Raw genomic sequence first — 18,921 nt, 5'->3', positions numbered from 1 at the left:
CAGCCGGACATCTGAAAATCAGAATTCTGCGTTCGGATCTGTTGCAAGTGTTTCGGCACAGTGAACACGCATCTGCTCGGCGAGGTCGCTGAGATCGCCAGCCAGTCGTTCCGGCCGGATAGGTTTGCCGAAATGCACGCTGAACTTGGCATTCTTCTTGTTCAGCAGCTCATTGAAGACTGTCATGTCGCGCAATTCCGTCGACACTCTGGCCAGGAAATAAAAGAGGCCTGAATTACGCCCGCCCATATGCATTGGGATGATCGGCGCCTTGTTTTTTCGCGCCAGTGCCAACGCAGAGGTCATCCAGGGTCGTTCCGTCAACTTGCCTTGATGCCAATGGGCAAGGCGGCCGGATGGAAAGAGCACCACAACGCGTTCTTTTGCAAATGCGGATGAGGCAAGTTTCAGGGTTTCTTTCGACTTCGTCCTGCTTTTGAAATCGGCCCGCCATTCGACCGGAACAATCATGTCCGCCAGCCGCGGGTTAATGCGGATTGCGTCTCTGTTGGCGAAAATGGACAGATCGTCGCGGCAGGCCTTGATCGCATCGTAAAGAACAATGCCGTCGGCAATGCCGGTCGGATGGTTTGAAACAAGAACCACAGGTCCTTGAGCGGGAACACGCTCCAGGCCAATAGTTGTCACATCAAGCTGAAGCAGGCCACTCAAGTGAGCAAAGCAGTCGACAGCTTCCATTTGAGCAATCTTGTCCGCCATGTCGACCGCGGATCTGTAGCGTAAAATCTTGTAGGCAAACGGTTTGATGATGGGCCACCAGGGGCTGGCCATCACAAGTTTTCCGCGTTCGGCGATAAGAGAATCAACTATATGTTGTTCTGAAAGCTGCTTTTGGAGCGCAGCCTCACGCCGAGCCGGCAAGGCGTTTGTCGTCTGGTCTGTCGTCCGCACACTGCACCTCTGCCCATCGGTAACCTGCTACGCGTCCCTGCATCGTTAGCGAAATAGAACCTATGGTGCAAACTCTCCTTGAAGAATTTACCGATCTAAATATCGCCTTGTCGCAATTCAACTCCACAAGGAGCTGGTGAATAGTCCCACGATCGTCAAGAAGGCTGCCGCCCATGCCAGCGATCGTGGTGTCGACCGATCCATCCAGTAGCAGAACACATAAATCAGTCTCAAAAGCACGAACAATACAGCCAGTCTGTCGATCCAATGAGGATCCGCGCCCTGGCTCATTGCGACAAAAACGGCAACGGCGAAAAATGGAAACGCTTCGAATCCATTCGCTTGAGCCGCCTGTGCACGTGCCCTGAATCCTTCGCGCCAATAGTCCGGATCTCGTGGCAGGGCGTTGTTGAAGTCCTTGTTCAGCTTGGCAGGAAAAGCAGACAGGATCGGCAAAATTGCGGCAATCAGGATGCACCAGAGTGCAATCGACATTTTTCGCTCCAATTCAAATTCAAGGACAAACCGCCGGCGCGACGCAGGTGATGACGATATCGATCACCGCCTAGGCACAGACGAATAGTCGAAATCGTGCATTTGTTCCAAAGATATCCTCATGAAAACGGTGGCGGACTTCTCCTGTCATAGTCTTTTCCAGAAGGAGGGATAGGAGCATGTCGCTGCTGGCGCATCATTTCTGTTGTTCTGAGAAGGGGTGACAATTTGTCGAACACCACCTTGCTTTTTCTGTGTCCGAACAATGTTTTGCGTGGCCCGCTCGCGGAAGCCTGCCTGTATTCGAGAGCAAAAGGTCTGATACGAGCCTTTTCCGCGGCCCCTGCACCATTTGGCCGACTGAGCAGACATGTCGAAACACTTCTGGCTGCCGAGGGTGTGGATGCCAAGGGTTAGACGCCAAAGCCGGTCGACATCTTTTTGCTGCCCTATGCGGTTGTTCCCGACGGGGTCATTTACCTGGCTGATCTGGCGCTGATCGATCAGCCACCACATTGGTAGGGGCTTGCAGCAAGTGCCCGATATTTCTTGAAGATCAGGACCGCAATCGACCGGTTGCTGGCACCACCCGAGATACCGTCTACGCCGACGGCACGGGACGTTGCCTGATTGCTGTCGCTGTCTTTCGTGGCAAAAGGGAACCCTGCTCTTTTGTGCATTTTTTTCGTGATTTTGGATTTTCGACAAATTGTGGGCTAAGAGATGCACCATATGGGGACGAAGATGAGGGATTGATTCGTCATGATGCGTGCGGGAAAGTTCGTTTTGATTGTTGGTCTGGTGGTTCTGACGGCCGCTTGCCAACGGTTTTCGGGCAACCGGAACTACGCGGCTCCGCTGCCGGCAACGCCGACGACGCCGGTCGGAACCGGGACACTTGATCCTCTTGATCCCAACGCACCACCATCGGGTACAACCTTGACCGACCCGAACGCTGCTCCAACGGACCTTGCGAGCAATCCTGTTGCTGCACCGTCCGATGCGAAAGAGGTTGGCCGAACCGATCTTTTGGGCGGTTGGAAGCTGTCTTCCTCGGGTGACAGCTGCATGGCGTTTATGACGCTCACGACCTGGTCCGGCGGCTACCGGGCTAATACCAGAGGTTGTGCCACGCCAGCATTGTCCGGAATCTCGGCGTGGGATTTGAACGGCAATCAGGTGGTTTTGAAGGACGGTTCCGGGGCCATCGTCGCACAGCTTTATTCCAGCTCTCCCGGGCAGTTTAACGGTCAAACCTCCTCCGGATCAGCGATCTCATTGTTCCGTTAAAACACCTCCGTGTTTTTACTTTACAGTACGCGCTATGAGTGTATATTTGCATGGCTACCGGAAAGGCTGTGCGAATGTCCAAATACGAACCATTGCGCGAACACTTGGCTCGACTAGACGATGTTGTCTGGGCAGCCAAGCTGTATGAAGTTGAAGAAATCATCGGTTCATCATTGCCGAAAAGTGCCCGGGAACACAGAACGTGGTGGGCCAATTCGGGCGGCAGTCTTGTGCATCAAAATGCCTGGCTGGATGCCGGTTGGCGTGTAGAACGCACTGACCTCATGCGGGATGTAATCGTCTTCCGCCGCCTGCGCATCGGCGGAACTATTCTTGCCGGCAAGCCGGCACGTGCTGAAAGGCCGGGTCGCGATCCCCAACGTGCCGCCGAGAAGCGTCTGGCAAAGGAAATGGGTGCCCTCCGGCAACCGGCAACCGTCACGCTTCGTTCAGAGTGGACGCCGCTGGGCGATGTGCAGAGAACACCGTGTTCCAATGCGACCATTCCAAGAGGCGGAGGCGTTATGCGGTTTGCGGCAATGGACGGCGATGACGTTGTCACCGTTATTGTCGCAGCACTTGCCGTGCAGAAGACCTATCGCGGTCTCAGAATGCAGGTGAAGGGCGTTGAGGAGGCCAGTTCCGACAAGGACGGGCTGGAGCTTATCACGAAAGCCGGGTTCGATACGGCAGATCCGATTGAGTGCGATGTGGTCAAGTCTGGAAACGCGTGGCTGTTGACCGACGGTCGTGGTCGGAAAGCGAATTTGGATGACCAATCAGAGTGTTATCTTGTTGCTCAGCTTCTTTATCTGCAAGAAATGCAAAATGGCCGCAAGACCACACTGATCTTTCGATAGCGCACAATCCAGTCGGATTTTCATATTTATCGGGGCTGCGTCCAGTTGATCTGGACGCAGCCTATTTCGTTGATGATCTATTTCGCCGCAATCATTGAGACTTCAACCATCACCGGCGCACCGGGTTTTGAACCGGGAAGAGCGCCCACTTCGACGGCAGCTCGTGCAGGCGGAACGTCTCCTTCTGACCAATAAGTGCCGTAGACCTGGTTGAACGCGCCATAATTGTCCATGTCGGTAATAAAGACGGTCGCCCTCACAACGTCGTTGAAGGTGTAGCCGGCCTCGTTCAAAACACCGCGCAGATTCTCCATGACAATTTTGGTCTGGGCTTTGACGTCATTCTTTGCCGCATCGGGAATTGCTCCTTCAACATAGGGAATCTGACCGGAAACAAACAGCATCCCGTTTGAGAGCTTGATCCCTGGCGAATAGGGCGCAATTGGCTTGTTCCCGGCAACATAGACAGGCGTGCGGCTGTCTTGCGCGATGACGGCCGCGCTAAGGGTTGTCAAAGTCAATGCAGCTAGAGCAATTGTCTTGAATTTCTGATTCATTTTGTCCTCCTTCAAATGAGTGTCACTTGGCTGCTTCGATGATGAGATTGGCGACAAACTCCGGCTGGGACACCATGATGGAATGACTTGACGCAATCTCCCTGGACTCGGCACCAATCTTTTTCGCGAACTCGCGTTGAAGCGCTGTCGGTGTCATGTGGTCCTCGCCGGCGATGGCGTAAAAGCTCGGCTTGTCTTTCCAAGCCGTGGTGCTGACCGGCTCTCCCAGTGCAGAGCTGTTCAGCAATCCCTGACTTGCTGCGATGAAATCGGTCTGATCCTTTGGCAGATCCTGTGCGAAGTATTTCGCAGCCGCCTCTTTCGAAAGAAAGAAATAGCCATGGTCATCTTTTTGAAGAGCGCCGATCCCGGGAGCGGGGAATTTTTCAAGCTCGGCGGCTTCACCCAGGGACTGTCCCTCACTCGGAGCGTAAGCGGCCACGTAGACGAGTGACTGGACCTTGTCATGTCCGCCCGCTTCGGTGATGACCATGCCACCCCAGGAGTGGCCGACGAGAACCACTGGACCTTCTGCACGATCAATCGCACGGTTCGTGAACGCAACGTCGCCGGCAAGCGATTCAAGCGGGTTTTGAACAGCGATCACGTCAAGGCCTGCGGCTTCCAGAAGGGGCGTTACCTTGCTCCAGCTTGAGCCATCGGCGAATGCGCCGTGAACAAGAACAACTGAGTTGGCTTTCAGATCTGAGGCGATTGCCAGACCGGACGACCAGATCATGGCGCTTGCCATTGCGGCGCTGGCGAGGAAGTTTCGAATTGAGGTCATGATAGTTTCCTTCGAGAGAGGAGAGGTAAATAATTAGTGCACTATTTATTTGTAAGCTATATATCATGCGTGAAGTCAAGCGTTTTTCGAGGTGTTCGAAAATTGTGCTTGATTTCAGTCGGTTAGAGATGCCGGGTCTTGAAACAAATGTCGCGCTGGTCTAAAAAATTGCGCACTATCCAATAGGACTCATCATGGAAAGCTGTACGACTGACGAGAAAGGCCTGCTAAAAATAGAGGACCAACTTTGTTTTGCCCTCTATTCGACATCCAGAGCGATCACCAAGGAATATGCAGTTCTGCTCGAGACGATGGGCGTTACATATCCGCAGTATCTGGCGCTAATGGTCCTGTGGCAGAACGACGGGATTCTGGTACAGGACATTGCCAAGAGCCTTGAAGTGGATCAGGCAACTGCGACCCCATTGGTGAAGCGGCTTGAAAAGCTTGGTTTCGTAACCCGTCAGAGAAGTGCGGAAGACGAGCGACGTGTTCAGGTATTCTTGACCCAAAGCGGCAAGGATCTTTACAAAACAGCGCTTTCAGTGCCCCAAGGTCTGGGCTGCGCGATCGGCGTGGATGGGCAGCGGGCCGAAATGTTGATCAAAGAACTCAATGACATCAAAGCGTTCATTGCGCAGAACAATTTGCGCTGAACCAGAGACCGGTCCCCAATATTGGGGACCGGTCATTTTCCTTTCTGCGATTTCACCGCCCAACAGATGAAGCCAGCACGTCCTCGATAAACGCGGTTTTTCCTGCAGAGTAATTGAGCCAAAAAGTGCCGGTTTTGTGATCTTCGGCCAGTCGCTCCTTGAGGGCCTCGTACTGCAGTGCGAGCGTTCGGTCGCCAATTAGCTTGTCCCGAAAGGCAACCCTGTCTGCTGCCGCTGCACACCCGGCGTTGCAAAGGCAAACGCGGTGGTTCATGAGCGTTCCAGACTGATCTGGGCAAACGGAAGTAAACCGTTTGCCCGTTTGTCGGGTCAACTGCACTTCGTCAGGCCGGAACCTGTTGCCGTGGTCGACATAGCCGAACGAGACCAGGCGGCGCCGCAATTTGCTGAGGTCAGCTAGCGGCTTCAAAAGAATGTCGACATGCAATTTGGGTTTTGCCTTGAGTCCCGGAATGGATGTCGAACCAACATGCTCAAAGCCCGTAGCTTCGCCCCGGAGCACCTGGCGCAGATCGCAAATGATCTTTTCCGCTTCTTCCTGCCAGTCGGGATCGTGCTCGCGCAAAACAACAGGCATGTGCTGATAACCTTTGATTTCAATCGGTTGAATGAATTTTCCGGGGCATGGCAAGACGCCCTAAGACAAATTCACGACTTGCATCTGCGGCAAATTGACCGTATTTCGCCCAAAGGTTTTGTGCAACCTGCACCTTGGATACTCACCGCCCCATGAATTCTCATGGAGGGAGCAGCACCCTTGAATATGGAACTGCCGGTCAACCGCGCCATGAGCGCTCGCTACGATGCCTTGATCGCGTCCGGTGAGATCACTGAAGATCCTGTCCAAAGGGAAGCGGTTTATCAGCTTGATCTTTTGAACACACGCCTCGCCGAAACCCGTCTGGCCTCAAAGAAGAGTTCACTTGGCTGGCTGTTTGCCAACAAGAAGAACCAGCTATGGGCAAAAGTCGAGGGCCTCTACATGTGGGGCGGGGTCGGCCGTGGCAAGACGATGCTGATGGATCTCTTCTATGAGGTCACGGTGATCAGAAGAAAGCGTCGGGTTCACTTCCACGAATTCATGACCGACGTGCATGAGCGCATTCATGCGCACCGACAGGCGCATAAGCGCGGCGAGGTTAAGGGAGATGACCCGATCCCTCCGGTTGCCGAACAGATTTCCGACGAAACCCGATTGCTGCTATTCGACGAGTTTTCGGTCACCGATATTGCAGATGCCATGATTCTGGGGCGATTGTTTACGCAGCTGTTCGAGCGCGGCGTGGTGGTGGTCGCGACGTCAAATGTGGAGCCGTCACGTCTCTACATGGATGGTTTGAACTGGCAACTGTTTTTGCCGTTTATCGAAATGCTCAAGTCGCGTGTGGAAATTCTGCATCTTGATTCACCGACCGACTATCGGTTGGAGAAACTTGCCGGAGCACCGGTTTATGTCACGCCACTCGGCAGCGATGCAGATACCCAGATGGACGAAATTTTCAGTAAGCTCACGCATGGGATGAAGCCTCATTCCGAAGAATTGGAAAACAAGGGCCGCCTCATACCGGTGCCAGCGGTTGCCTCCGGTGCTGCGAGGTTTACGTTCGACGACCTTTGCATGCAGCCGCTTGGCGCGAGTGACTATCTCCGCATCGCCAATGCCTATAGCACCATTTTCCTGGACAATGTGCCGGTCTTGTCGCGTGCTCGGCGCAATGAAGCAAAGCGGTTTATCAACTTGATCGATACGCTTTACGACAACGGCATCAAGCTGGTCATTTCGGCTGAGGCCGAGCCGCAGGATCTCTATGTTGGAGAAGATGGCACGGAAGCTTTTGAATTTGACCGCACGGCCTCGCGCTTGATCGAAATGAGGTCCGAAGCGTACCTTGCGGGAGATAATCGGGAAATACACGCATAAGTCTGCATTCCCTATAGGAGAATTACGCAGACGGGAAGAAAAGAGAAATTTTGCTTCGCCTCGCGCAATATTCTTTTGGCGAACTTGCGCAGGGGCGGCAAAGAGAGTAGTGCCATCCTCAGTCATCAGAGGATGGCATAGAGTTCCATCTTACGTAAAGGGAAACTTTCGAAATGGCGCGGAACAAGATTGCCTTGATCGGCTCTGGTCAGATCGGCGGCACGCTCGCTCATCTGGCAGGATTGAAGGAACTGGGAGACATCGTTCTCTTCGACATCGCGGAAGGAGTTCCGCAGGGCAAAGCGCTCGACCTCGCCGAGTCTTCCCCGGTCGACCGCTTCGATGCCAAACTGGCCGGTGCCAACAGCTATGAAGCCATTGAAGGCTCCGACGTTGTTATCGTCACCGCGGGTGTCCCACGTAAGCCCGGCATGAGCCGCGACGATCTGCTTGAAATCAACCTGAAGGTTATGGAGCAAGTCGGCGCAGGTATTTCCAAATATGCGCCGAATGCGTTTGTCATCTGCATCACCAACCCGCTCGATGCGATGGTCTGGGCCCTGCAAAAATTCTCCGGCCTTCCGAAGAACAAGGTTGTCGGCATGGCTGGCGTGCTGGACAGTGCCCGGTTCCGCTATTTCCTTGCCGATGAGTTCAATGTTTCCGTCGAAGACGTCACGGCATTCGTTCTGGGTGGCCATGGCGACACGATGGTGCCGTTGATCCGTTATTCCACTGTTGCAGGCATCCCGCTGCCGGATCTGGTCAAGATGGGCTGGTGCACTGCTGAGCGGCTGGAAGAAATCGTTCAGCGCACACGCGACGGCGGTGCGGAGATCGTCGGTCTCTTGAAGACGGGATCTGCTTTCTATGCGCCGGCTTCTTCTGCCATTGCGATGGCAGAAAGCTACCTGAAGGACAAAAAGCGTGTTCTGCCTTGCGCAGCTGCGCTTGATGGTCAGTACGGTTTGAAAGACACCTATGTGGGTGTGCCGGTCGTGATCGGCGCAGATGGCGTTGAGCGTGTCATAGAAATCGACATGCAGGGCGAGGAAAAAGCCAACTTCGACAAATCCGTTGCTGCGGTCGACGGTCTGGTTGACGCTTGTAAGAAAATTCAGCCGGCGCTCGGCTAAGCGAGCGCCCGCTTTTAGGACTTAGCGACCGCTCTTTCGATCACTTGAAAGAGCGGTCCTCCGAAAACGGGGGAGACACATGAATATTCATGAATACCAGGCCAAGGAAGTGCTGAAGCAGTTCGGTGCACCGGTTGCAGAAGGCGTGGCCATTTTTTCAGCCGATGAGGCGGAAGCTGCGGCAAAGAAACTTCCCGGCCCGCTCTGGGTGGTCAAGACCCAGATCCACGCTGGTGGCCGCGGCAAGGGCAAATTCAAGGAATTGCCGGAAGATGCCAAAGGCGGAGTTCGCCTGGCTTTCTCACTGGATGAAGTAACGGCCCATGCCAAGGAAATGCTTGGCAACACGCTGGTGACAAAGCAGACCGGCCCTGCGGGCAAGGTCGTGAATCGCCTCTATATTGAAGACGGCGCTGATATCGAGCGTGAACTCTATCTCTCCATCCTGGTTGATCGCACGGTTGGCCGGCCTGCATTCGTGGTTTCCACAGAAGGTGGAATGGATATCGAGGCGGTTGCCGAAGAAACGCCAGAAAAAATCATCACGCTGCCGATCGACCCTGAAACAGGTGTCACCAGTGCTGATGCGGGCCAGTTGTGCGATGCGCTTGAACTGACAGGTGCAGCGCGTGACGATGGCATGACGCTGTTCCCCATCCTGCACAAGGCCTTTGTCGAAAAAGACATGAGCCTTCTGGAAGTGAACCCGCTCATCGTCATGAAAGACGGACATCTGCGTGTCCTTGACGCCAAGGTCTCCTTCGACGGCAACGCGCTGTTCCGCCACGACGATATCATGGCGCTGCGCGACGAAACGGAAGAAGACGCCAAGGAAATCGAAGCGTCCAAGCATGACCTCGCCTATGTGGCGCTCGATGGTGACATCGGCTGTATGGTCAATGGTGCCGGGCTTGCCATGGCAACCATGGACATCATCAAGCTCTACGGTGCTGAACCCGCAAACTTCCTGGATGTTGGCGGGGGTGCGTCGAAAGAAAAAGTGACGGCAGCCTTCAAGATCATCACGTCCGATCCGAACGTGAAGGGCATTCTGGTCAACATCTTCGGTGGCATCATGCGCTGCGACGTGATCGCGGAAGGTGTTGTTGCGGCCGTCAAGGAAGTCGGCTTGCAGGTTCCGCTCGTTGTGCGTCTGGAAGGCACCAATGTGGAGCTCGGCAAGAAAATCATCAATGAAAGCGGACTGAACGTGATTGCCGCTGATGATCTCGACGACGCCGCCCAGAAAATCGTGAAAGCCGTCAAGGGGGGCGCGTAAATGTCGATCCTCGTCAATAAAGACACGAAAATCATCGTTCAGGGCCTGACCGGCAAGACCGGCACGTTCCATACGGAGCAGGCGCTTGAGTACTATGGCACCAGGATGGTTGCCGGCGTTCATCCCAAAAAGGGTGGCGAAACATGGGGCAGCGTTGAAAGCGCCGCTCAGTTGCCGATCTATGCTTCGGTCGGCGAAGCCAAGGACGCAACAGGTGCTGATGCATCGGTAATCTATGTCCCACCGGCAGGTGCCGGCGCCGCGATCATCGAGGCAATCGATGCGGAAATCCCGTTCATCGTCTGCATCACCGAGGGCATTCCAGTTGCTGACATGGTCAAGGTGAAGGCGAAACTGGACAAGTCCAGTTCACGCCTGCTTGGGCCGAACTGCCCGGGCATCCTGACCCCGGAAGAGTGCAAGATCGGCATCATGCCCGGTTCCATCTTCAAGAAAGGTTCCGTTGGCGTCGTCTCTCGCTCTGGCACTTTGACCTATGAAGCCGTCTATCAGACATCAGTCGCAGGTCTTGGACAGACAACGGCTGTCGGCATCGGCGGCGACCCGGTCAAAGGCACCGAGTTCATCGACATCCTGGAGATGTTCCTGGCTGACGATGAGACTCAATCCATCATCATGATCGGCGAAATCGGCGGCTCTGCCGAGGAAGAGGCTGCTCAGTTCCTGAAGGATGAGGCCAAGAAGGGCCGTTCGAAGCCGATGGCTGGGTTCATTGCAGGCCGCACGGCACCTCCTGGCCGGACGATGGGCCATGCCGGCGCCGTGATTTCCGGTGGTAAAGGTGGTGCGGAAGACAAGATCGATGCCATGGAAGCGGCTGGTATCAAGGTGTCTCCGTCCCCTGCAAAGCTTGGTGAGACACTTCTCGAAGTCTTGAAGAGCTAAAATCGCAGAATTATTTGCGGGTAGTGCACGGAAACGGTTTACGTTTCCTGTTGCATAGTGAAAGGATGGGTTGCGGCGCAAATTGTGTGCCGTAACACTTATTCGAGGGGCTGATGATTTCATCGGTCTTTGTAGGGAACCGGCCGCGGGTCTTATTTTCGGCCCGCCTAAACAAAAAGGGCGGAGCAAACCTCCGCTAAAGGACATGGCACGGCAGGAAGCGAACAACGTATTCGCACTGACGTCGTTGCTTTACGGCGCCAACGCAGCCTATATCGAAGACCTCTACGCACAGTACAAAACGGATCCGAATTCGGTGGACGCCGATTGGCGGGAATTCTTTGCGTCTTTCCAGGACGAAAAAGAAGCCGTTTTGAAAGAGGCACGCGGGGCGACCTGGAAACGCAAGGACTGGCCGCTTGAAGCAAATGGCGATCTCGTCAACGCTTTTGACGGCAACTGGGCACCGATTGAACAGAAGATCGGCGACAAGCTCAAAAAGAAAGCTGAAGCCAAGGGCGAACCGATTTCGGATGCCCAGGTGCACCAGGCAACCCGCGATTCCGTCCGTGCCCTGATGATGATCCGCGCATATCGCATGCGTGGTCACCTGCATGCAGATCTTGATCCGCTCGGGCTGAGCGGCAAGGGCGATCATGAGGAGCTGCATCCCTCATCCTACGGTTTCACGGAAGCCGATTGGGACCGACCGATCTTCATCGACCACGTTCTCGGACTGGAACACGCCACCATCCGCGAGATGCTCGACATCCTGAAGCGGACCTACTGTTCCACGCTCGGTGTCGAGTTCATGCATATTTCCGACCCGGCATCCAAAGCCTGGTTACAGGAGCGCATTGAAGGGCCGGACAAGCAGGTTGCGTTCACCTCTGAAGGCAAAAAGGCAATCCTGAACAAGCTCGTTGAGGCGGAAGGCTTCGAAAAGTTTCTCGATGTCAAATACACCGGCACGAAACGCTTTGGTCTTGATGGCGGTGAAGCGCTGATCCCCGCGCTGGAGCAGATCATCAAGCGTGGCGGGCAGATGGGCCTGAAGGAAATCGTCTTCGGCATGGCGCACCGTGGCCGCCTGAACGTGTTGTCCCAGGTGATGCGCAAACCGCACCGCGCCATTTTCCATGAATTCAAGGGCGGCTCCTACGCACCTGATGACGTGGAAGGTTCCGGTGATGTGAAATACCACCTTGGTGCGTCGTCCGACCGGACGTTCGACGGCAACAATGTCCATTTGTCTCTGACGGCCAACCCATCTCACCTTGAGATCGTCAATCCCGTTGTTCTGGGCAAGGCCCGCGCCAAGCAGGATCAGCTTGCCGCCGACGACAACGGTAATTTCATCGAAACCACTGAAGTTGATCGCGACACGGTTTTGCCGTTGCTGCTGCATGGCGATGCGGCGTTTGCCGGCCAGGGCGTTGTTGCCGAGTGTTTTGGCCTTTCAGCGCTGCGCGGTCACCGCACCGGCGGTTCGGTCCATGTGATCATCAACAACCAGATTGGTTTCACGACCAATCCGCGCTTCTCGAGGTCTTCACCTTATCCGTCGGACATGGCCAAGGTTATCGAAGCGCCGATTTTCCACGTCAATGCGGACGATCCTGAAGCGGTCGTCTTTGCGGCCAAGATCGCAATCGAATATCGCCAGACGTTCCATCGTCCGGTGGTTATCGACATGATTTGCTATCGCCGCTTCGGCCACAACGAAGGTGACGAACCGGCGTTCACGCAGCCGATCATGTACCGCAAGATCCGTAAGCACGCGACGACACTTCAGCTTTATTCCGAGCGTCTGATCAGCGAAGGCCTGCTTTCACAGGAAGACGTCGATCAGATGAAGGCCGAGTGGCGCAAGCATCTGGACGAGGAATTCGACACCGGTCAGGCCTTCAAGCCCAACAAGGCCGATTGGCTCGACGGCAAGTGGGCCGGCATGAAGCGCGCGGGTGACGAAGATGACCCGCGCCGCGGTCAAACCGGACTGCCGCTTGAGGAACTGAAGGACATGGGACGGGCGCTTGCCCATGTTCCGGACGGCTTCAACATCCACCGGACCATCGCCCGCTTCATGAACCATCGTGAGCGCATGATCGAGACCGGTGAAGGCATCGATTGGGCAACCGCTGAAGCGCTTGCATTCGCGTCGCTTCTGAAGGAAGGGCACCCGATCCGCCTTTCAGGTCAGGACTGCGAGCGCGGAACGTTTTCTCAGCGTCATTCTGTCCTTTATGATCAGGAAAACGAAAGTCGCTATATCCCGCTCAACCATATTTCGCCAGATCAGCAGCGCTACGAAGTCATCAACTCGATGCTCTCCGAAGAAGCTGTTCTTGGGTTTGAATATGGGTATTCGCTCACCGAGCCGCGTGCACTGACCATGTGGGAAGCGCAATTCGGTGACTTTGCCAACGGCGCCCAGGTCTTGTTCGACCAGTTCATTTCGTCAGGCGAACGCAAATGGCTTCGCATGTCGGGTCTGGTCTGCCTGCTGCCGCACGGTTATGAGGGCCAAGGGCCGGAACACTCATCAGCTCGTCTTGAGCGTTATTTGCAGCTCTGTGCGGAAGACAACATGCAGGTGGCGAATTGCTCGACGCCGGCAAACTACTTCCACATTCTGCGCCGCCAGCTTCGCCGTGACATTCGTAAACCGCTGATCCTGATGACGCCGAAGTCACTTCTGCGCCACAAGAAAGCCGTTTCGAAGATCGAAGAGCTCGGCCCGGATTCAACGTTCCATCGTCTGCTTTGGGACGATTGGGGTCCGAACCTCAACGCCGAAAGCAAGCTGGTCGCAGATGACAAGATCCGTCGTGTCGTGATGTGTTCCGGAAAGGTCTACTACGATCTGTTTGAAGAGCGTGAGAAGCGCGGCATCAATGATGTCTATCTCATGCGAATTGAGCAGCTGTATCCGTTCCCGAAGAAGGCGCTCATGCTCGAGTTGGCGCGCTTCCCGCAGGCCGAAATGGTCTGGTGTCAGGAAGAGCCCAAAAATATGGGCAGCTGGTTCTTTGTGGAATCCTACATTGAGTGGGTGCTCGGCCAGATCGATGCCAAACACAAGCGTCCACGCTATGCAGGCCGGGCGGCAATGGCTTCGACGGCAACCGGCCTGATGTCGGCCCATCTGGCACAGCTGCAGGCATTCCTCGAAGAGGCACTAGGAAACTAAACGTATCCCGTTCGGGAGGGCCCTCGGGCCCTCTTCTCAAGACTGGCCAGGTAATTTTAAGAGAAGGCGACCATGGCAACCGAAATTCGCGTGCCCACGCTGGGTGAATCCGTTTCTGAAGCAACAATTGCACAATGGTTCAAGAAACCGGGGGATGCCGTCAGTCAGGACGAGCCACTGGTGGAACTGGAAACCGACAAGGTCACGGTTGAGGTTCCTGCTCCCGCGGCAGGTACGCTGGAAAGCATCGTGGTCAACGAAGGTGATACGGTTGAAGTCGGAGCTCTTCTCGGCCAGATCGCCGAAGGCGCTGTTGCTGCAGCTGCGGCTCCAGCCAAGGCAGAAAGCGCTCCGGCTGCTAAATCCTCGGGCGCTGCCGAACTGGTGGACGTGGTTGCACCAAGTGCTGGCGAATCCGTGACGGAAGCCGAGGTTGGAGAGTGGAGCGTCAAGGTCGGTGACACGGTCAAGGCCGATGACACGCTCGTCGAACTTGAAACAGACAAGGCTGCTCAGGAAGTGCCGGCTCCTGTTGGAGGCACCGTTGTCAAGATTGCCGCTGAAACCGGCGCGACCATTCAGCCCGGCATACTTCTTTGCCAGATCGACCCGTCCGGCGCTGGTGCCGCTGCAGCGCCGGCAGCTGCTTCGGCTGCAGCGACTTCAGCTCCTGCAGCGGTTTCCGGAACATCCATGCCGGCAGCACCTTCTGCTCAGAAAATGATGGCGGAAAACAACCTTTCCGGTGATCAGGTTGCCGGGTCCGGCAAGCGTGGTCAGGTCCTGAAAGAGGATGTCATCAACGCGATCGCGTCCGGTGCAACGGCTGCAGCTTCGGCTCCGGCGGCGGCTGCCATCCCGCGTGGCCCAGTTGCCGCTCAGGATGAAACGCGCGAAGAGCGGGTGCGCATGACCAAGCTGCGCCAGACGATCGCGCGCCGTCTGAAGGATGCTCAAAACACTGCTGCCATGCTGACCACTTACAATGAAGTGGACATGGGGCCGGTGATGGAGCTGCGGAAGCAGTACAAGGACCTTTTCGAAAAGAAACACGGCGTCAAGCTCGGCTTCATGGGCTTCTTCACCAAGGCAGTCACGCATGCGCTGAAGGAAATCCCGGCCGTTAACGCCGAGATCGACGGCACCGACATCATTTACAAGAACTTCTGCCACATCGGTGTTGCAGTCGGCACAGACAAGGGTCTTGTGGTGCCGGTGGTGCGTGACGCCGACGAAATGTCCATTGCCGAGATCGAAAAGGAAATCGGCAATCTTGGTCGCAAGGCCCGGGACGGCAAACTCGGCATGGCAGACATGTCCGGAGGCACCTTCACCATTTCCAATGGTGGCGTGTATGGTTCGCTTATGTCGTCTCCGATCCTGAATGCTCCCCAGTCGGGCATTTTGGGCATGCACAAGATTCAGGAGCGGCCGATGGCTGTCAACGGTCAGGTGGTGATCCGCCCGATGATGTATCTGGCTTTGTCCTATGATCACCGCATTGTCGACGGCAAGGAAGCCGTGACCTTCCTGGTCCGCGTCAAGGAAAGCCTGGAAGACCCGCAGCGTCTGGTTCTGGATCTGTAATCCGGACCAGCCGACCCCATAGAAAAGGGACCGCATCATGAGTCTGGAGTTCTTGATAACCGCCCTGATCGTGGTGCTGGTTCCCGGAACAGGGGTTGTTTACACCGTGGCCGTTGGCCTCGGTAAGGGGCGGCAGGCTTCCATAGCCGCCGCTCTTGGGTGCACCTTCGGAATTGTTCCGGCCATTCTGGCGTCCGTTGTCGGCCTTGCGGCTTTGATGCACACCAGTGCGTTGGTGTTTACGGCCGTCAAATATGCAGGCGTTGCCTATCTGCTCTATCTGGCCTGGCAAACACTGAAAGATAGCGGACCAATGGATTTGAGGGCCGACAAAAGCAACGCCAAGAGCTTTGCTGCAACGGCCTGGACGGGCTTCCTGATCAACATCCTCAATCCGAAGCTGACGGTCTTCTTTCTTGCATTCCTGCCGCAATTCGTCAGTCCGGCTGCAAGCAATCCGACCCTGGAGATGCTTTTGCACGGGGCTGTCTTTATGGCAATGACATTCGTGGTTTTTGTCGTTTACGGCATGTTTGCATCGCTCATCGGCGAACGGATCTTGCGCAGCGACAGGGTGCTCGTGTGGATGCGCCGGACAGTTGCTGCAACATTTGCAGGCTTTGGTTTGCGACTGGCCATGGCCGAACGTTAATTCTGATAAGGAGGCGACTGATGGGCATAAGGACACCGAAGGCTTCACTGCTGCCACTCATTAGAAAGCTTGCCGCCGCCTTGATTGTGGCGGTCATGGCGCTCACCTCGTTGCCGTGGCTTTCCAATCCGGCCCCCGCTGCGCCCAAGGCAGTCTTCGCGCCGCAGATTGAAGGCACCTATTCAGTTCAGGGCACCAATCCGAGCGGCGCTGCTTATCAGGGCCGGGCAACGATAACGGTGAAGGACAATACGGCCTATATCCGCTGGGAAATCGCTGGCGACACGTTCCACGGCCAGGGGCCTGTCAAAGGAAACCAGCTCGTCGTTGACTGGGGTGAGGCCGACCCCGTGATCTATCAAATCAACCCCGACGGTTCACTCTTTGGCACTTGGGCCAAAGGGCGAGCGACGGACAATTTGCGTCCGATCAAATAGCACCAGGGGTCTCAGTCGGAGACAAGATGACCGATCAAGTTCTTATCGTCACAGGCGGAAGCCGAGGCATTGGCGCCAGTGTTTGCCGCAAGGCCGGCGTTCTGGGCCACACCGTGATCGTGAATTATGCAGGCAACAAGACGGCTGCGGATGCTGTGGTTGCTGACATTGAAGCAGCTGGTGGAAAGGCTGTTGCAGTTCAGGCTGATGTGTCGCGTGAGGCTGATATTCTTGCTCTCTTCAACGCAGCGGATGAACTCGGGCAGCTAACCGGACTTGTCAACAATGCGGGTGTCGTCGATTTTTCTCAACGGGTCGATGAAATGACAGCCGAACGTCTGACCAGAATGTTCTCCATCAACGTGGTCGGCTCGTTCCTTTGTGCACGCGAAGCGATCAAGCGAATGTCGACGCGGCACGGCGGCAGCGGTGGCGGTATCGTGAACCTCGGTTCGGCGGGCTCCAAGCTCGGATCGCCGTCCCAATATGTCGACTATGCTTCCTCAAAAGGGGCGATCGACACAATGACGGTTGGCCTGGCTCTGGAAGTCGCAGATGAAGGCATCCGCGTAAACGCTGTTCGGCCTGGCATTATCGATACGGAATTGCACGCGTCTGGCGGCTTGCCGGACCGCGTTGCGCAGCTGCAGTCGAAGCTTCCGATGAAACGTGCCGGATCTGCGGACGAAGTGGCAGAAGCCATCATCTGGCTGCTTTCAGAAAGTTCCAGCTACACGACCGGCGCCATTCTCGACGTCTCCGGCGGCCGGTCGATCCTCCCATGAATTTGAAATCCAACCAGAAGTGAAAGAGGCAAAGGCGACCAAAATGTCCCAATATGATCTCGTCGTCATCGGAACTGGCCCAGGCGGCTATGTGTGCGCAATCAAGGCTGCACAGCTTGGCCTGAAGACGGCCGTCGTTGAAAAACGGGCGACCCTCGGTGGCACTTGCCTCAACATCGGCTGCATTCCGTCCAAAGCGCTGCTTTATGCATCGGAAATGTTTGATGAAGCCGGGCATGGGTTCGAAAAGATAGGCATCAAGGTGGGCAAGCCGAAACTCGACCTGCCGTCGATGATGAAACACAAGTCTGACGTGGTGGACGCCAACGTCAGCGGCATTTCGTTCCTCATGAAGAAGAACAAGATCGACGTACACACCGGTACGGGCAAGATCCTGGGCCAGGGGAAAGTTGAAGTCACGGCCGACGATGGTGCTGTCTCCGTGGTTGAAACGAAAAACATCGTTATTGCCACCGGTTCCGACGTTATGCCTTTGCCAGGTGTCGAGATCGACGAGAAACAGGTCGTCTCCTCGACCGGAGCTCTGGAACTGGAGAAGGTTCCAGGCAAGATGGTCGTCGTCGGGGGCGGTGTGATTGGGCTGGAACTCGGTTCGGTCTGGAACCGTCTCGGGTCCGAAGTCACCGTCGTTGAGTTCATGGACAAGATCCTTGGCCCGATGGACGGAGACGTGTCGAAGAACTTTCAGCGCATGCTGAAAAAGCAGGGCATGGCGTTCAAGCTTTCTTCCAAAGTCACTGGCGTTGAGAAGAAAGGCAAAGGCCTTGCCGTTACGGTGGAGCCGGCAAAAGGCGGCGACGCGGAAACCATTGAAGCGGACATCGTCCTCGTTGCTATCGGTCGCCGTCCTTACTCGCAAGGACTTGGTCTGGACACCGCTGGCGTTGCGATCGACGAACGTGGCCGGGTTCAGATCGATGCGCACTACAAGACCAATGTCGATGGCATTTATGCCATTGGTGACGTTGTCGCCGGCCCCATGTTGGCTCACAAGGCCGAAGACGAAGGTGTGGCCGTTGCTGAGATCCTGGCGGGCCAGGCAGGCCACGTGAACTACGATGTCATTCCAGGTGTCGTCTACACCCAGCCGGAAGTGGCTTCTGTCGGCAAGACCGAAGAAGAGCTGAAGGCCGACGGCGTAGAGTACAAGACCGGCAAATTCGCTTTCACGGCCAATGGCCGCGCACGGGCCATGAACCAGACGGATGGCTTTGCCAAGGTTTTGGCTGACGCCAAAACAGACCGTGTTCTTGGTGTTCACATCGTCGGCTTCGGCGCTGGTGAGATGATCCATGAAGCAGCTGTTCTTATGGAGTTTGGCGGCTCATCGGAAGATCTTGCCAGAACATGCCATGCTCATCCGACCATGTCTGAAGCGGTCAAGGAGGCGGCTCTCGGTGCGTTTGCCAAGCCAATACATTCTTAA

19 protein-coding genes are annotated in these 18,921 nt (G+C 55.7%); 13 read left to right on the top strand and 6 right to left on the bottom strand.

Translation table 11 applies throughout. From position 1 onward, the window contains the following. Window positions 1-18: 18 nt before the first annotated feature. From FIV00_RS29050 to FIV00_RS30020, 3 genes are all read right to left on the bottom strand, one after another. Complete coding sequence (locus tag FIV00_RS29050) at window positions 19-912, bottom strand: 1-acyl-sn-glycerol-3-phosphate acyltransferase (protein ID WP_152503964.1); 894 nt, start codon at window positions 910-912, stop codon at window positions 19-21. 117 nt (window positions 913-1,029) lie between these two features. After that, the gene (locus FIV00_RS29045; protein ID WP_152503963.1) at window positions 1,030-1,407 is read right to left on the bottom strand and encodes an MAPEG family protein; all 378 of its coding nucleotides are present in this window, start codon (window positions 1,405-1,407) and stop codon (window positions 1,030-1,032) included. A gap of 503 nt (window positions 1,408-1,910) precedes the next feature. Further along, on the bottom strand, window positions 1,911-2,087 hold the full coding sequence (locus FIV00_RS30020; RefSeq protein ID WP_173006205.1) for a hypothetical protein: 177 nt from the start codon (window positions 2,085-2,087) through the stop codon (window positions 1,911-1,913). An 82-nt stretch (window positions 2,088-2,169) separates the two neighbouring features. Here FIV00_RS30020 and FIV00_RS29035 point away from each other — a divergent pair, with 82 nt between their 5' ends. Next, window positions 2,170-2,697, top strand: a complete 528-nt coding sequence (locus FIV00_RS29035) for a protease inhibitor Inh/omp19 family protein (protein WP_152503962.1) — start codon at window positions 2,170-2,172, stop codon at window positions 2,695-2,697. 74 nt (window positions 2,698-2,771) lie between these two features. Further along, window positions 2,772-3,557 (top strand): hypothetical protein, encoded by a 786-nt coding sequence (locus FIV00_RS29030; RefSeq protein ID WP_152503961.1) that lies wholly within the window; start codon window positions 2,772-2,774, stop codon window positions 3,555-3,557. 77 nt (window positions 3,558-3,634) lie between these two features. Here the strand turns inward: FIV00_RS29030 and FIV00_RS29025 are convergent, their stop codons facing one another. After that, a complete protein-coding gene (locus FIV00_RS29025; RefSeq protein ID WP_152503960.1) occupies window positions 3,635-4,114 on the bottom strand; it encodes a RidA family protein in 480 nt (159 codons plus the stop codon). Between the two features lie 22 nt (window positions 4,115-4,136). After that, on the bottom strand, window positions 4,137-4,901 hold the full coding sequence (locus tag FIV00_RS29020) for an alpha/beta fold hydrolase (protein WP_209006746.1): 765 nt from the start codon (window positions 4,899-4,901) through the stop codon (window positions 4,137-4,139). Window positions 4,902-5,095: 194 nt separating this feature from the next. Between FIV00_RS29020 and FIV00_RS29015 the strand changes: the two genes are divergently transcribed. Further along, complete coding sequence (locus tag FIV00_RS29015; protein ID WP_152503958.1) at window positions 5,096-5,557, top strand: MarR family winged helix-turn-helix transcriptional regulator; 462 nt, start codon at window positions 5,096-5,098, stop codon at window positions 5,555-5,557. 52 nt (window positions 5,558-5,609) lie between these two features. On the opposite strand, the gene FIV00_RS29010 is transcribed toward FIV00_RS29015, so the two are convergent. Continuing rightward, window positions 5,610-6,155: a GrpB family protein gene (locus FIV00_RS29010; protein ID WP_152503957.1), complete on the bottom strand. Its 546-nt coding sequence runs from the start codon at window positions 6,153-6,155 to the stop codon at window positions 5,610-5,612. 186 nt (window positions 6,156-6,341) lie between these two features. Between FIV00_RS29010 and zapE the strand changes: the two genes are divergently transcribed. The 10 genes from zapE (at window position 6,342) to lpdA (ending at window position 18,921) form a co-directional block, all read left to right on the top strand. Then, window positions 6,342-7,499 carry a cell division protein ZapE gene (gene zapE / locus FIV00_RS29005; protein WP_152504512.1) on the top strand — a complete coding sequence of 386 codons (1,158 nt, stop codon included), beginning with the start codon at window positions 6,342-6,344 and terminating at the stop codon, window positions 7,497-7,499. Between the two features lie 173 nt (window positions 7,500-7,672). Then, window positions 7,673-8,635, top strand: coding sequence for a malate dehydrogenase (gene mdh / locus FIV00_RS29000; protein ID WP_152503956.1), 963 nt, complete (start codon window positions 7,673-7,675; stop codon window positions 8,633-8,635). Between the two features lie 79 nt (window positions 8,636-8,714). Beyond that, window positions 8,715-9,914 (top strand): ADP-forming succinate--CoA ligase subunit beta, encoded by a 1,200-nt coding sequence (gene sucC, locus FIV00_RS28995; RefSeq protein ID WP_152503955.1) that lies wholly within the window; start codon window positions 8,715-8,717, stop codon window positions 9,912-9,914. Continuing rightward, a complete protein-coding gene (gene sucD / locus FIV00_RS28990; RefSeq protein WP_152503954.1) occupies window positions 9,915-10,820 on the top strand; it encodes a succinate--CoA ligase subunit alpha in 906 nt (301 codons plus the stop codon). Window positions 10,821-11,025: 205 nt separating this feature from the next. Continuing rightward, entirely contained in the window at window positions 11,026-14,013 is a 2,988-nt protein-coding gene (locus FIV00_RS28985; RefSeq protein ID WP_152503953.1) for a 2-oxoglutarate dehydrogenase E1 component, read from the top strand. Window positions 14,014-14,085: 72 nt separating this feature from the next. Further along, the gene (odhB, locus tag FIV00_RS28980) at window positions 14,086-15,600 is read left to right on the top strand and encodes a 2-oxoglutarate dehydrogenase complex dihydrolipoyllysine-residue succinyltransferase (protein ID WP_152503952.1); all 1,515 of its coding nucleotides are present in this window, start codon (window positions 14,086-14,088) and stop codon (window positions 15,598-15,600) included. Between the two features lie 37 nt (window positions 15,601-15,637). Next, window positions 15,638-16,252 (top strand): LysE family translocator, encoded by a 615-nt coding sequence (locus tag FIV00_RS28975; RefSeq protein WP_152503951.1) that lies wholly within the window; start codon window positions 15,638-15,640, stop codon window positions 16,250-16,252. A gap of 20 nt (window positions 16,253-16,272) precedes the next feature. After that, window positions 16,273-16,689 carry a hypothetical protein gene (locus FIV00_RS28970; RefSeq protein ID WP_152503950.1) on the top strand — a complete coding sequence of 139 codons (417 nt, stop codon included), beginning with the start codon at window positions 16,273-16,275 and terminating at the stop codon, window positions 16,687-16,689. Between the two features lie 26 nt (window positions 16,690-16,715). Further along, on the top strand, window positions 16,716-17,474 hold the full coding sequence (locus FIV00_RS28965; RefSeq protein WP_152503949.1) for an SDR family oxidoreductase: 759 nt from the start codon (window positions 16,716-16,718) through the stop codon (window positions 17,472-17,474). Between the two features lie 43 nt (window positions 17,475-17,517). Continuing rightward, window positions 17,518-18,921: a dihydrolipoyl dehydrogenase gene (gene lpdA / locus FIV00_RS28960; RefSeq protein WP_152503948.1), complete on the top strand. Its 1,404-nt coding sequence runs from the start codon at window positions 17,518-17,520 to the stop codon at window positions 18,919-18,921.

It is taken from the genome of Labrenzia sp. THAF82 (genome assembly GCF_009363435.1).
GTDB lineage: Bacteria > Pseudomonadota > Alphaproteobacteria > Rhizobiales > Stappiaceae > Roseibium > Roseibium porphyridii.
Note: the sequence above shows the minus strand (reverse complement) of the source record. Positions and strands in the feature narration are given on the sequence as shown.